The organism is Mesorhizobium newzealandense, from assembly GCF_042682145.1.
Classification (GTDB): domain Bacteria; phylum Pseudomonadota; class Alphaproteobacteria; order Rhizobiales; family Rhizobiaceae; genus Mesorhizobium; species Mesorhizobium newzealandense.
The window spans coordinates 1-14,994 of record NZ_JBHUGZ010000014.1 but is presented as its reverse complement, the minus strand read 5'-3'; the positions used below and the strand labels follow the sequence as shown (position 1 = coordinate 14,994).

8 protein-coding genes and 1 pseudogene are annotated in these 14,994 nt (G+C 59.2%); 5 read left to right on the top strand and 4 right to left on the bottom strand.

The genetic code is table 11. From position 1 onward, the window contains the following. Positions 1–1,314, top strand: a complete 1,314-nt coding sequence (gene hslU / locus ACFSOZ_RS20745) for an ATP-dependent protease ATPase subunit HslU (RefSeq protein ID WP_379101045.1) — start codon at positions 1–3, stop codon at positions 1,312–1,314. Between the two features lie 230 nt (positions 1,315–1,544). After that, positions 1,545–2,504 carry a DUF1402 family protein gene (locus tag ACFSOZ_RS20740; protein WP_379101042.1) on the top strand — a complete coding sequence of 320 codons (960 nt, stop codon included), beginning with the start codon at positions 1,545–1,547 and terminating at the stop codon, positions 2,502–2,504. Between the two features lie 70 nt (positions 2,505–2,574). On the opposite strand, the gene ACFSOZ_RS20735 is transcribed toward ACFSOZ_RS20740, so the two are convergent. The 3 genes from ACFSOZ_RS20735 to ACFSOZ_RS20725 are packed head-to-tail and all read right to left on the bottom strand — an operon-like array spanning position 2,575 to position 5,253. Next, positions 2,575–3,813 carry an NAD(P)/FAD-dependent oxidoreductase gene (locus tag ACFSOZ_RS20735; RefSeq protein ID WP_379101039.1) on the bottom strand — a complete coding sequence of 413 codons (1,239 nt, stop codon included), beginning with the start codon at positions 3,811–3,813 and terminating at the stop codon, positions 2,575–2,577. Then, positions 3,810–4,124: a MocE family 2Fe-2S type ferredoxin gene (locus ACFSOZ_RS20730; RefSeq protein WP_379101036.1), complete on the bottom strand. Its 315-nt coding sequence runs from the start codon at positions 4,122–4,124 to the stop codon at positions 3,810–3,812. Before ACFSOZ_RS20730 ends, ACFSOZ_RS20735 begins: the two co-directional genes overlap by 4 nt. A 37-nt stretch (positions 4,125–4,161) precedes the next feature. Next, positions 4,162–5,253 carry a fatty acid desaturase family protein gene (locus ACFSOZ_RS20725; RefSeq protein ID WP_379101033.1) on the bottom strand — a complete coding sequence of 364 codons (1,092 nt, stop codon included), beginning with the start codon at positions 5,251–5,253 and terminating at the stop codon, positions 4,162–4,164. 167 nt (positions 5,254–5,420) lie between these two features. Here ACFSOZ_RS20725 and ACFSOZ_RS20720 point away from each other — a divergent pair, with 167 nt between their 5' ends. The 3 genes and pseudogenes from ACFSOZ_RS20720 to ACFSOZ_RS20710 form a co-directional block, all read left to right on the top strand. Then, positions 5,421–6,452 (top strand): LacI family DNA-binding transcriptional regulator, encoded by a 1,032-nt coding sequence (locus ACFSOZ_RS20720; RefSeq protein ID WP_379101031.1) that lies wholly within the window; start codon positions 5,421–5,423, stop codon positions 6,450–6,452. Between the two features lie 345 nt (positions 6,453–6,797). Next, on the top strand, positions 6,798–7,739 hold the full coding sequence (locus tag ACFSOZ_RS20715; RefSeq protein ID WP_379101028.1) for a sugar ABC transporter substrate-binding protein: 942 nt from the start codon (positions 6,798–6,800) through the stop codon (positions 7,737–7,739). Between the two features lie 98 nt (positions 7,740–7,837). Further along, a pseudogene (locus ACFSOZ_RS20710) lies at positions 7,838–8,611 on the top strand (ABC transporter permease); the annotation flags it as partial. A gap of 4,357 nt (positions 8,612–12,968) precedes the next feature. Here the strand turns inward: ACFSOZ_RS20710 and ACFSOZ_RS20705 are convergent. Further along, positions 12,969–13,544: a hypothetical protein gene (locus ACFSOZ_RS20705; protein WP_379101026.1), complete on the bottom strand. Its 576-nt coding sequence runs from the start codon at positions 13,542–13,544 to the stop codon at positions 12,969–12,971. Between the last annotated feature and the right edge of the window lie 1,450 nt (positions 13,545–14,994).

Below are 14,994 nucleotides of genomic sequence, written 5' to 3'. Positions count from 1 at the left end.
ATGAGCACATTTTCTCCCCGCGAAATCGTTTCGGAACTCGACCGTTTCATCATCGGCCAGAAGGACGCCAAACGCGCCGTGGCCATCGCCTTGCGCAACCGCTGGCGCCGCCAGCAGCTGGAAGGCCAGATGCGCGAAGAGGTGATGCCGAAGAACATCCTGATGATCGGGCCGACGGGCGTCGGCAAGACCGAGATCTCGCGCCGCCTGGCGCGCCTCGCCGGCGCGCCTTTCGTCAAGGTCGAGGCGACCAAGTTCACCGAAGTCGGCTATGTCGGCCGCGATGTCGAACAGATCATCCGCGACCTGGTCGAGATCGCCATCGGCCTGGTGCGCGAGAAGTTGCGCGAGGACGTCAAGGCGCGCGCCCACATCAACGCCGAGGAACGCGTGCTGGAAGCGCTGGTCGGCAAGACGGCGAGCCCGGCGACGCGCGACAGTTTCCGCAAGAAACTGCGCGACGGCGAACTCGATGACAAGGAGATCGAGATCGAAGTGGCCGACACCGGCAGTGGCGGCATGCCCGGCTTCGAGATTCCCGGCATGCCGGGCGCCAATATCGGCGTGCTGAACATCAACGACATGCTGTCGAAAGCGATGGGCGGCAAGAAGACCAAGTCGCGCAAGACGACGGTGAAGGAATCCTACGCTCTGCTGGTCAACGACGAGTCCGACAAGCTGCTCGACCAGGACGAGGTGGTGCGCCAGGCGCTCGATGCGACGGAAAATGACGGCATCGTCTTCCTCGACGAGATCGACAAGATCGCCTCGCGTGAAGGCGGCATGGGCGCCGGCGTTTCTCGCGAAGGCGTGCAGCGCGACCTGCTGCCGCTGATCGAAGGCACCACGGTTGCGACCAAATATGGGCCGGTGAAGACCGACCATATCCTGTTCATCGCCTCCGGTGCGTTCCATGTCTCGAAGCCTTCCGACCTGCTGCCGGAGCTGCAGGGCCGCCTGCCGATCCGCGTCGAATTGCGGGCGCTTGAGAAGGACGATTTCGTCCGTATCTTGACCGAGACGGAAGCCAGTCTGATCAAGCAGTATATCGCGCTGATGAAGACCGAGGGCGTCGACCTGACCTTCACCGACGACGCCATCGATTCGCTGGCCGGCATCGCCGTCGACCTCAACGACAGCGTCGAGAACATCGGCGCCCGGCGGCTGCAGACGGTGATGGAGCGGGTGCTGGACGAGATCTCCTACGACGCGCCCGACCGCAACGGTACGGCGGTCACCATCGACGCCGCCTATGTGGAAAAGCATGTCGGCGACCTCTCCAGAAACACAGATTTGTCGCGATTCATCCTTTAAACGACGGCGCCGGGTCATTCCGGCGCCGGCTCTTCAAAGTGAAGCAGCGTGCTTTCCAAAAATCGATTCCGATTTTTAGGCCGATGCGTTGCAACACAGTCCGGCAAACAGATCATGTGTGGCCAGATGGCACCATCTGGCCACCTTTCGTCTTGCCGGTGGATGGGGCGCTCTCGACTCGACCAAGAGCACTACCTAGTTTGCGCGGCAATATCTGCAGGCGGCGGCGCATGAAAAAACTGATCCTGGTCATTCTCGGCTTGACGCTGGCGGCGACGCTGTTCGCCGCCGACGCGGCGACATTGGTGCCGCCGGGAAACCACAATGCCGAGCAGCCCGATATACCCGGCGCCTCGAGCCGGCGCACGCAAGCCACCAACACCACCTTCCAGGCGAAGTATCGCAAGGTCTATGCCTTGCTGCAGAACGACGCCGATCTGCGCGGCAAGATCAAGAAGGCGGCGGCCGCCTACGGCATCGATCCCCTGCACATCGTCGGCGCCATCGTCGGCGAGCACACCTACAATGTCGACGCCTATGACCGGCTGCAGACCTACTACGTCAAGGCGATCTCCTATCTCTCGAGCAAGTTGTCCTTCGCCTATGACGACGAGGACATCACCGATTTCGTGCAGCGGCCGGAATTCAAGAAATGCGCTGGGGTGTCGGACAGCTACGATCTGTGGGAATGCCGCGAGCAGGTGTGGAACCATTCGTTTCGCGGCAAAAGCGTCGGTGGCGAGAGTTTCCCCGACGACCGCTTCGGCGCCACCTTCTTCCAGCCCTATTATGCCGGCCAGACCTTCGGCCTCGGCCAGTTGAACCCGCTGACGGCCTTGCAGATGAGCGATCTCGTGCACAAGGTTTCGGGCCTGCCGAAGCTCGACGTCGCCGATCCCAATTCGGTCTACAAGACCATCATGGATCCGGACCTGACGCTGCCTTACGTCGCCGCGACGATCCGGAAATCGATCGACGCCTACAAGAACATTGCCGGTTTCGACATTTCGGACAATCCGGGGCTGACCGCCACGCTCTACAATGTCGGCAATCCGGAGCAGCGCGCCGAAGCGCTGAAGGCGGAGAACGACAGGCGCAGCGCTGCCGGCGAGCCGGAGAAGCTGCCCGAGGAGAATTACTACGGCTGGCTGGTCAACGACAAGCTGACGGAGCTGAAGGCGCTGTTCTAGGGCACGTTGAGAGCCGAGCAGCGCCGATATTGAATTCGTCGCCGTCGACTTCGACAATCGGCATGACGGCTCAGGCCGCCAGCAGCGACTTCAGCTTGACGGCCTGGGATCCCAGCGCTTCCGGCGCCGGCTTCGCCCGCTTGCCGATCAGCATTTCGGCCAGTCGGATGTCGCGGGCGACCGCGTTGCCGGGACCGATGCCGCTGGCCGCCACCAGCCTGCCGTCTTCGGCCAGATGGAAGAGAATGAAAGCCCCGTCGCCGAGATCGCGGCGCACGACACTGCGGCCCTCGTCGGAAAGCCCGGCGATCTGCAGGGACAGACCATATTGATCCGACCAGAACCACGGCACCGCCGCATGCGCCTCACCGGCGCCGAGCATGTTTTTCGCCGCCAGTGCGCCCTGCTCCTGGGCGTTACGCCAGGCTTCCAGCCGCACGCGGCGGCCATCATAGACTGTGAGCGGAAACGAGCAGCAATCGCCGGCGGCGAAGATGTCGGGATCGCTGCTGCGCAGTTCGGCATCGACAGCGATGCCGTTGTCGATCGTCAGTCCGGATTCGGCCGCAAGTCCGGTCACCGGCACGGCGCCGATGCCGATGACGGCGAGATCGGCTGATATCTCCTGCCCGCCGGCAAGCGCGATGCGCACCTCCTTGCCGTCGTCGGCGATGGACGCGATGCCGTCGCCGCACAGGATATTCACGCCCTCGGCAACATGCGCATCATGGATGATTTCGGCGATCTCGGCCGGTACGCCACGCATCAAAATGCGTGGCTGCGCCTCGATGACGGTGACCGCCGCGCCGAGGTTGCGGGCCGCAGCGGCAAGTTCGAGGCCGATGAAGCCACCGCCGACAATGGCGATACGGTTGCCCGCGCTGAGATGGGCGCGAATGGCCAGCGCATCGGCGAAGGTGCGGAGATAGACGCAGCGCGAACCCAATCCGGGCATCGGCAGTTTGCGCGGGGTCGAACCGGTCGCCAGCAGGAGCTTGTCGTAGGGCAAGACCGAACCGTCCGACAGACGCACCGTATGCGCCGCGCGATCGATCGCAACGGCCTGAACGGAATGGATATGCCGGATCGACCTCACGGCCAGCATCTCGTCGCTGGCGATCGCCTTGATTTCGGGCGCATCGCTGGTCATCGCCTCCTTGGACAGAGGCGGCCGTTCATAGGGCAGATGCGGTTCGTCGCCGACCAGCGTCACCGGCCCCTCATAGCCGAGATCGCGCAACGCCAATGCCGCCCGTCCGCCGCATTCGCCGGCCCCTATGATGACCATCCCTTGCGTCATATCGGTCATCCGATCTGTATCAGGACTTTGCCGGCGTCGACCTTGACCGGATAGGTCCTGAGGTTGACGCAGACCGGCGCGCCACGGGCGTCCCCCGACTTGTAGTTGAAGCGGCCATTGTGCTTGGGGCATTCGATGATGTCGTCCATCACCAGCCCGTCTGCGAGATGCACCTTTTCGTGGGTGCAGAGACCATCGGTGGCGAAATAGTCATCATCGGGGCTGCGATAGATGGCGAAGGTGCGGCCGCCATGGTCGAAGCGCATCACATCCTCTTCATCGATATCGCCGGCGGCACACGCCTCGACCCAGTCGCTCATTCGGTCCTCCCGTGGAAATCGGATAGCCAGCGCGCGGTCATTCCGCGGCAGCGGCGACTGCATCGTTGTGGAATTCGTCGCGGTATGGCCTGGCGGTCGCCGGCAACTCACGCTTGAGGAAATAGTCCTCGTTGCGCAACTGGCGCAGGAAGGCCGGGATCATTTCGCGATAGCCGGCCAGGATCGACGGGGTCGGCGCCGGCAGGTCGTGCTTGATCAGCGCATGCAGCCTCGGCAGCGCATGATAGGGCACCATCGGGAACATGTGATGCTCGACATGGTAGTTCATGTTCCAATAGATGAAACGGCTGATCGGGTTCATGTAGACGGTGCGGCTGTTGAGGCGATGATCGGTGACGTTGTCGGCCAGGCCGCCATGTTGCAGCAGCCCGACCATGACGTGATGCCAGGCGCCATAGAGCCTGGGCAGGCCGACCAGCATCAAAGGCAGGAACGAACCGGTATAGAGCGCCAGCGCGATGGTGGCGGCATAGATCGCTGTCCAGATGCGGGCAATGCGGATCGCCTTCGGCTGCTCCTGCTCGAGAATGAAGGTCTTTTCCGCCGCGCTGATGTTGCCGACGGCGTTGCGCAGCATGTCGCTCATCGCATGCCAGGCGTCGAGCACGCCGACAAAGGCCAGGACGACGCGCAGCAGATCCGGCGGCCGCATGACCGAGATTTCCGGGTCGCGGCCAACAATGATGGTGTCGGTGTGATGGCGCGTGTGGCTCCAGCGCCAGGTCACCGGATTGCGCATGATCATGAAGCAGGCGATCTGATAGATCGCGTCATTCATCCATTGCGTCCGGAATGCGGTGCCGTGGCCGCATTCGTGCCAGCGTGAATCGGTGGATGAGCCGTAGAGGACGCCATAGACGAAGAAGAACGGCACGCACCACCATGTGCCCCAGAACCAGGCGCCGCCGGCGCCACTGACGGTCAGGGCGGCGAGCCAGATGATGGTGTCGCGGATCGCCGGTGCGTCGGAGCGCTGCATCAGCTCCTTCATCTGCTTGCGCGGGATGTCGGTATGATACCACTCGGCCGCCGACAGGCCGGTCTCGACGGCGAGCTTGGCGTCGCGGCCGATCAGGCTGTAGTCACGCCGGGACGGCGCAGTACGCATGGTTGCCTCCCTTGGCAAAGGCATTCGCCAGGCGAATGCCCGATATCCCTCGGCTTCGAGCCTGAAAATAACGCCGACGCATGATAGACTCAACATCACAAAGATAGTTTCTATCATTTCCTATCAGAATGATGTAAGAAGAGGCCAAGCAATCCGATGAGGCAAGCATGGCGAAACGGCCGACCATCACCGACCTGGCGCGCATCTCCGGGGTCAGCGTTGCCACGGTGGACCGCGTCCTCAACAGCCGCCTGCCGGTGCGCGAAGACACCGCGCGCCGCGTCTACGAGGCAGCGACCGAGATCGGCTATCACGCCGCCGGGCTGATCAAGCAGCGGATGCGCCACGAATTGCCCGAGTACCGGCTCGGTTTCCTGCTGCTCAAGGGCAATTATGTCTTCTACAGCGAATTCGCCCGCGAGCTTGAGCTCGCCGTGTCGCGATCGCCGCGTTTCCGCGGTGTCGCCATCATCGACTTCGCGGACTCGCTGGCCCCCGATGAAATCGTCGAGCGCGCGCGCAGGCTGGCAGCCAAATGCAGGGCCGTCGCCCTGGTGGGCCCGGATCACCCGACGCTGACGGTCGCCGTCGAGGAGATGAAGGCGAAAGGGCTGCCGGTGTTTTCCCTGCTGTCCGACTTCGCGGCGGGCATTCGCGAAGGCTATGTCGGCCTCGACAACCGCAAGGTCGGCCGCACCGCGGCCTGGATGATTTCGAAGGCCGCCAGGCGGCCGGGCAAGGTCGCGCTGTTCGTCGGCAGCCACCGCTTTCACGGACATGAGCTGCGCGAGATCGGCTTTCGCTCCTTCTTTCGCGAACAGGCGCCGGAATTCACCTTGCTTGAGACATTGGTCAATCTCGAAGCCAACCAGATCACGCAGGACACGCTCGTCGACCTCCTCGGCCACCACCCTGATCTCGTCGGCTGCTATGTCGCCGGCGGCGGCATGGAGGGCGCGGTCGCGGCGCTCAGGCAAGCAAAGCCGGCCGAGATGCCCGCGGTCATCTGCAACGAGATCACGGCGGTATCGCGCTCCGCCCTGGCGGACGGCGTCCTGACGATGGTGATCTCGACGCCGCTGGCAGCACTTTGCCGTGAACTGGTCGCCCTGATGGCACATGCCATCGAAACCGGCGCCGCGAACGCGCCCGGCCAGACGTTCCTGCCGTTCGACATCTATCTGCCTGAGAACATCTAGGCTCTCGACCTTCGCGTCGGCCGAAGCGCCTTCGTCGATGCCCCGAAGGCCCCGGCTGATCGTCGGCGCCGGAGAAACACAGCAAGCGCTCATCATCCGAAAATCGCGCATCCGGTTTTGGAATCTCCCTTGACGCCCCGAGGCAAAATGGAATAAATATTTCACCAACTGTGTATTTTGGTTCTTTCGTTCCGGAACATCTGTTTCAAACAGAGGGTTTGGCGTTCCAGCAAACGGGAAACGCCACATGGAACAGAAATGACAATCGGGAGAGATTCCCCGGGGAGATCGGGGATTCCGGATAGATCGGTGCAACCGGACACCAATATGTGGAGGAGAAACACAATGAAGAAACTGATTTTGGGCGTCGCTTTCGCGGCGCTGATGAGTTCATCCGCCATGGCCGCCAAGGTCGGTGTGTCGATGGCCAAGTTCGACGACAACTTCCTGACCGTGCTGCGCAACGGCATGATCGAGCAGGCCAAGGGCATGAGCGGCGTGGAGTTGCAGGTCGAGGACGCGCAGAACGACGTCGCCAAGCAGCTCGACCAGATCAAGAACTTCGCCGCCTCGGGCGTCGATGCGATCATCGTCAATCCGGTCGATACCTCGGCCACGCAGGCCATGTCGGACGCTGCCGCGGCCGCCAAGATCCCGCTGGTCTACGTCAATCGCGAACCGGTCAATGTCGACACACTGCCGGACAACCAGGCCTTCGTCGCTTCGAACGAGGCCGATTCCGGCACGCTCGAGACCAAGGAAGTCTGCCGCCTGTTCAAGGAAGCCGGCAAGAAGGAAGCCAACGTCTATGTGATCATGGGCGAACTTTCCAACCAGGCCGCCGTGCAGCGCACCAAGGATATTGAAGAGGTGATCGCCACGCCGGATTGCAGCTTCATCAAGATCATCGACAAGCAGACGTCGAACTGGAACCGCGACGAGGCGCAGAACCTGATGACCAACTGGCTGTCGACCGGCAAGCCGTTCGATGGCGTCATTGCCAACAATGACGAAAGCGCCATCGGCGCCATCCAGGCGATGAAGGCCGCCAACATCGACATGAAGTCGGTCGTGGTCGGCGGCGTCGACGCCACCCAGGACGCGCTTGCCGCGATGCAGGCCGGCGACCTTGACGCAACCGTGTTCCAGGACGCGGCCGGCCAGGGCGCGGGCGCGCTGGATGCGGCACTGAAACTGTCCAAGGGCGAGAAGGTCGAACACAAGGTCTATGTGCCCTTCCAACTGGTGACGCCGGCGAACATCGACAAGTTCCTGAAGAAGAACTGAACGGCGGACATACGGAGCGGCGCCAAGAGCGCCGCTCCCTTTCCCTCAGCGCCGGCAAGGCGGCGAGGGGCGACCGCGGCTGACGGAGGATAGAAGATTTGGCACAGACATCTCATGGCGTCGGCGGGGTCGGCTATGACGCGAAGAAGCGCGCATGGCCTGCCGAAATCAACGTCTTCCTGGCGCTTGTAATCCTCGTCGTCGTCTTCGAACTGATCGGCCGGATCTTTCTCGGCGACAGCTTCCTGTTCAACACCCGCAGCGACGTCAGCGCGATCTTCAACGAGGCGCGCCTGCAGATCATCATCCTGCAGGTGTCGATCGTCGGCATCATCGCCATCGGCGTCACGCAAGTGATCATCACCGGCGGCATCGACCTGTCCTCGGGTTCGATCGTCGGCGCGACCGCGATGATCGCCATGAGCTTCGCCCAGGTGGCGACCGTCAACGGCAACCCCAACCCCAAGGCGATGTTCCTGGCGCAAGGCTGGACCGATCTGCCCGTCATCGTGCCGGTGCTGGTGGCGATCGGCTGCGGGCTGTTCGCCGGCCTGGTCAACGGCGCCTTGATTGCCTACACCCGCATCCCGCCATTCATCGCCACGCTCGGCATGATGGTCACCGCGCGCGGCATCGCCAAATGGTGGTCAAAGGGTCAGCCGATTTCGTTTCCCACCGAAGGTTTCGCGGCAATCGGCAAAGGCCTGATGCCGGTCATCATCTTCCTGTCGCTGGCGGTGCTGTTCCAGTTGATCATGACCTACACACGGTATGGCAAGCACTGTTACGCGATCGGCTCCAACGAGGACGCCGCGCGCATGTCCGGCATCAAGATCGCCAACCACAAGATCCTCGTCTATGTCATCGCCGGTACGACATGAAGAAGGTCCTCCAATTGACAATACTTTTTTGATGTAGTGAATATTGTCAGCACAGGACCCGCCGTTGGGTGACTGAGTTCGAAAGAAACGCCAATGTTCGTCGCATAATCGGACGCATTGGGCTGGCAGAGAATTACGAACCATACTCAGAAAATGCGATCGCCCATGGGGCTCATTCGGCGGGCAGTGATCTAATACCAGTCTCTTGTCGGGCGATAACCAGTGGATCCGCGGGCTCGAGTAGTACGATCAGGCACATAGTGAATTCTAGGATCTTTATCTTTGCTCGCCTGATCTTCGGCGTCATCATCTCCCGGAGGACTATACAACATATCCTGCGTCTCACGACGCCTGAGTCACTACGCATGGAGTATTGGTCCATTAAAATGGGGCAATTTACAAAGTGATGCATCGTTACGGCCGCAAGTACCGTTCTCGACCAGTGGCTTATTACAGGGCGAGATAGATCTAACGTCCAACGCGCCTGCCCTATGCGGGACTAAGAAGGCAAAAGAGGGATTGTATAATGGTAAGACATCAGATTTCTCATGAAGAGCGAAAAACTAGGGACCAAAGGGCGATAGTGGCGGCGTGCGTTAATGAGGAACAGTGAAGGAGGTAGCTCAGCAAACTGCAGATGAGGAGATATATAAAACCCCTGTAGATGAGTATAAATGAATTGTTTTGCGGCATTGATCAAGATGGATTAGACACCACAAGAGTCAGCCGGAACTTATGGTTTGGTACGTCTCTGATCAAAAACGGACTTTTATGTGATATGTATGGGTCTTACCTGTGCACCAGGCATGAGCGAGGAAAGATAGATAGGTACGTGAGCAGATTGTCCGGAAGTTCCATCGGCACACGGCAAGCGGTATTTAAACATACAGTAGTGAAGTCGCAATTAGAAGGATGGAGTGTTATAATAGTACAACGAAAGTAAATACATGATTGACAATCTTAGTCGCCATTCATATAAGTTCCTAGAGAAATCTGCAGACAACTACCTGGAAGTAAGCAGTTAAAACACCACAAACAAACCTATCGAATGACGTAAACATTATAAAGTCCAAGGTCATACCGTCTTTTTAGGCTCATTAATGAACTGGTGTAGCAACACATGAGCTCGGATACGCAGAAATGAACAACAAAAAACAGGTCACATGTGCAATAAAAAATGAGTATTACACTAGGACTAAACAAGAAGATACCATACAATTAAACACGGACTAATGAGAAGTAGTAACGCATGACTGAGGGGAGATCTACACACTAATTTATAGACGAAAAAGAAGAGTCCATTGAATCACAATTGCGACCGACACGAATGGTTCTTATATTTGCGGCTCGGCATTTTAGTTGTCACTTGTGAAATGGTAATATGTTAATGCTTGTACATAATAAACAACAAACACAGATTACGCACAGGTTTATTGGTCTAAGCGCGTGCAAAATTTCTGCGGGAAGCCACATTGTCTCTTGATGACGGTCCGCTTGCGACGGTCCTTGAGACGGTTGGTATCCTTGACGATCTTGTGTCGCCCGACGCCTAGAGTCGCGCCGGCTCGCATCTGGAGCGATTATCGCCCACCACCAGGCCGGTCTCCGAAACTGCGAGCACGACGGCTTTTGTGCGTGCCGATGCCGGAACACATTCGGGGACATCCTCTCAGCCCCTTGACATATGTTCGAACTCCGATCATGCGCCAGCTGGCCACGCCCCCACGTCTCGAACGGACACGTCGATTGTTTCGTCACGAGCCGCCGATAAGCCGCGCAGCAGTATGGTTGAGTCGTATATTTTACAACTACTCAGGTTTCGCATCGCCTTGCCGTTTGCGTAGAGTCTTGAAAGGCCTTTGGATCATAAATTGCGTTAAGGTACTCACCATCCCTCGTACGTGACAGAAAAGGCGCCGTATATCGCATGAATAGCCTTATAAAGCGCATTACTCGCCACTATACGGCGGCCGCAGATGAATACTGGCGGCGCTACCTCCCTCGAGGTGAGTACTTGCCGGGCCGACAAAAGACAAGGTGCCGTTGCGACCGGCGCGACGTCACGCCCACGCGGTACTTGCTACTCGTGACCAACTTCGGCGCCACCGCCGCCTTTCCTCGCGCGACTCACCTCATCGACATTCTCTAGACCATGTACTGGTCTCGATTGACCCAGTCTGCGACCTGGCGCTCGTACTCGCGCGCCGATGGCCTGTTGTGAAGCGCACCCGATGGGTAGTTGTTCGCAGTCCTGATTATCCCGTCGGATTCTACCGAGCGACTGGAGCAGATAGGCCTAGCCTGGCCCCACACGGTCAGTTCGTTATGGAAGCCGACTTGTCACGAAATAGGTTCAAGCGCCGTCGCACGGCGACGCTCGTAGGCCCGAAAGCAACGAAGAAGATTTAGGTAGATGTGAGGTAGAGATCCTCAGAGGAAAGCGATCCTTGGGATAGGCCAACGCTCACGATAGCGGGTGCAAGGGCTGAGGATCATCTCACATTGATCTTGCGCCTCATTAGGCGCTACCGGGATGCATGAGTGACAAACAGGAAAGGTTCTTTCTCCACCTGCTGGGTAGATAGTCTTGAGAGACGCGCCCGATTGGCTAGCTATGCCCGAAGCCAAGAATTCTGCGGTTGACGCTGACTGACGCGAGGCCTAAGAAAGGCCGGATCACTACGATGCCACGGGGTGAGTCTGTAGAAGTTCTGTTACTACAGCAGACAGGAAGGCCGCCTTGACGCGATTCCGGTCATGGCCTGGATCGGCAGATACCAGGCGGAGTCACCAACGTTAGATACGTGGCTCATATTCGGCCATCAGCAGCGCCAGGACACTCACTATGATATAGATTCTATTGCTCTCATTTTCCCTCCTCCTCCCCTTATCGCTCAATACCCGTAAGTTGTTGTTGTGAAGAGAGATCCTATTACATAGTGATGTCGGCGCCGCTGATGGCCGAATATGCCCGTGAACGCCGCCTTTATCTGCCGATCCAGGGCCATACCGGATCGCCGTCAAGGCGAGCGGGCCTTCCTGTCGGTCGTATGAAGAACCCAAAGAACTCTCTACAACCACCCGGCATCGGACGTGACCGGCCTTGGCCGCGACCATCATCGTCAACCTGCAGAATTTGGATCGGGCAAGCCGCCAAGTGCGCGCGCCTCGACAGATTACACCAGCCAGGTGGGCGAGAACTTCCTAGTTGTCCCTCGGACCAGACCATATTCGAGCGCAAGATCCAGGAGATGATCCGTCTGCTCTATCCGCATTTCGGAGCAGGCCTATCCCAAGGAATCGCATTCTCGAGATCTACACTCAAACGAATACTTCTCGGCTTCGGCTGCCTACGAGCGTACGCGCGGCGCGGCGCTGACTATTTCGACAAGTCGCGTCAACGGAACCATAGGACCGTGGCAGAAAGGCTGTCATCTGGCTTCAGCTCCCGAAGGGGACCGAACAACTACCAATCCTTCAAGTCTATGCCGATTCGGCCTGATCGAAGCGCCGCAAATGGAGTTCATTCGACCACGAGAGGTCAGAGAATGCTATGTGACGCGACGAGGGAACCGGCGGTCAAGGGCAATGGACCGAGCCGCTGGCGTGAACGTCCGCGCCGCAACAGCACCTCATCTGTTCGCCGGCGAGTACTTCATCCAGGAGTGGCGCCGCCAGGTATCATCGCGCGTTATGGCGAGGAAATGCGCTTTACGAAGGCGGCCTTTACGTCCGTACACGAGGACGTTGATCCAAATGTTCAAGCTCATCGCCTCGCAAGGCGATGCAGAATATGGTTGATAAATATATCCGATACGCCTGACGGCGGTTGGTATATCGCTGGGACCGGTGACGAATCATCGGACGTGTCCGGCGACTGGGGCGTGCCCGCTGGCTGCAATCGTCAAAGGAAGGTGGAGGATGTCCCGAATGGTCGCTGCGCCGTCAGGGTGCTAGACAGTTCTGGACCGGCCTGTCGATCGGCCTGCAGCCTGGCGCGCCAGGGCGTCGAGGCGGGACATCGTCAAGGAACTGCGTCGAAAGGCACGTCAGCGAAGGAGGACCATGGGCTTCGCCATGCGGCCCACATGTGGTTGACGGCTCGGAGGCCTTCACAGAATCCGTCAAGGCCCAAGTCGCCGGCGGACGTGTGAAGCCGGAGGCGAACGTCATCTTTGGAACAGTAAGAAAACGCCCTTAGAGCAGCTACGTAAATGATTCGCGCACTCCAGCGAGACATGCACAGCGCCACTAGACGCGTTGGGGGGGCTTCAGGTTTTCGACGGTCTTCAGAAACATGTATGCCATGATCAAGCCTCCATTGCCCCGCAGGCTGACTGCCACTGGATCAGAGAAAACGACTGCGCCGACCGATGATCACGCCCTGACCATATCCTGGTAGAGAGCGTCCGAGGCCGCAGGAAGGGTGTGAAATCCGGAGATGATGCGCCGCAAGATCCAGCGAGCCAGATATCACCGTGCACGGGACGATCCGAGCCGACAGCCCGCCCGACAAAGAGACCCGCCGATGACCGACCATGAGCGGGATCGCATCGAGTTCGTACATCACGCCCATTTGTCCCGATTGCGCGGCTTGAGGTTTCTTCGGAATCAGCACCAAGGGCTGGCCGAGTGCATGCCCCACAGTCACAGCGGCCGGGCCGATGACATAGAGAGGATACTTAGTGGTTGTGCAGATGTAGTTGAATGCTGGACATGACGCGCGGCAGTCATCGTTGGAAGCCGATCGCGAAAACAGGCTTGCCATTAACACCGGTGTTGCTAGGTGCATTGTCAACTGGACAGCACCGCAGCGAGAACAGGAAGAAAAAATGTATGAGAGCCGATCAGCCTTTGCCGATTGCGCGCGCAAACCTTCGGTGGGGCCAAAGCGTAAATACAGCCTGACCCTGTTGACCACCATGTTGAGGCGATGCCGGCGCGCGGGTGACCATCAGTGCCGGGGGAGCGTGGCGCATTGAGAAAGTGCACCTTGGGATGCTGGGTGTAGGTCAATCAAGCGCCGACTTGGACCAGGCCGGCGAACGAGCAACGGCAGCGGGATCGCCTACCAGCACCGGCACAGAAGGAACGGGCAGACCGGTTCTAGCCTTGCGCTTTCAGGAACAATTCCGCCTGGGGGTATTGGAGGCGTTGTCCGATGGAGGGTATCGCCACCCTGGGCGTAAGCTCTCATGGCGATCATCGCTGAAGTAGTACGCGCCCGACGAATTCACGAGAGAACATCCAGAGGACAGTGTGCGATTGGCCGGACTTCACGCATCGCGGTTGATGTATGCAGTTGACGTGACGCGATAGTTTCGATGATAGCAGGTACGACACCGACACCTGCAGGATGGATAGATCTAGCTGAAGAGCGCGCCGCCTCACGTTGAAGGATCGCCAGCCTGACGTCCTGCGGGTGCTATGAACAGGAAGCTGTCGTCCGAGAAAATGATCCGGCCATCGGAATCAGTTCGAAGAAAGACGACGATGGATTACCCAGCCGGCCACGGAAAGATCGCTTGTCGTATTTCGGCAGGCCATTGGCGCGCGTTCTTCGCAGTCATAGCCGGCACCCCCAGGCTTGCGACGCCATGAGATGTACACGCTAGCCAAAATCTTCTATCCTCCGTCAAGCCGAAGGTCGCCCCTTCGCACGCCTTGCGCGAGGCCGGCCCTCTTTTTCGAGAGGGAAAAGAGGGAGCGCGGGCTATTGTTGCGCCGCCTCGCCCGCTATAGTTCCGCCCGTTGCAGTTGCGTTACTCCAGGACGACTTGTCGATGTTCGCCCGGCGTTCACCATGGAAGGTTTTCTGGAAAAGGGACTAGACCTTGTGTTTCGACCTTCATCGCCTTGGGACAAGTTCATGGTGCACGCGCACAAGCTCCAACTTTCAGCGCTGCCCGCAGGCCCGTGGGCCGGCCGGCACAAGTCTCCCTGGAACAAACGGGTATAGGTCCGGTCATTAGGTCGTCCGAGCCGGTGCAAATCGCGGACCAGATTAATCTGACGCGTCCTGGGTGGCATCGTAGAAGACGGCCACCGCCGACCCCAACCCTGATCCGATCTTCATGTGAATGTTGGCCTGGACCTTAGGTCATCACGACCTGGATGGCGCCACTCCGCGGCGAGGGCTGGTCTTTTCGTCAGTGTTAGGCACTGGAACGCAACGTGCATCTCGACGGCTTTTCGCGTAGTTCCGACAGCCCAGTTGCGTCATCAGCGGTTACTGCGTCCCTCGTCGGGTTGCCAGGTTCGGCACGTCTGCCTTGTCGAGCACTACTGGTCTTGACTGTAATAGCTGGCAAATCCCGCGCGTGGCGACTTCACCCTACTTTCAAATATGCACTTGCGTGCCGCTCGCCAACGGC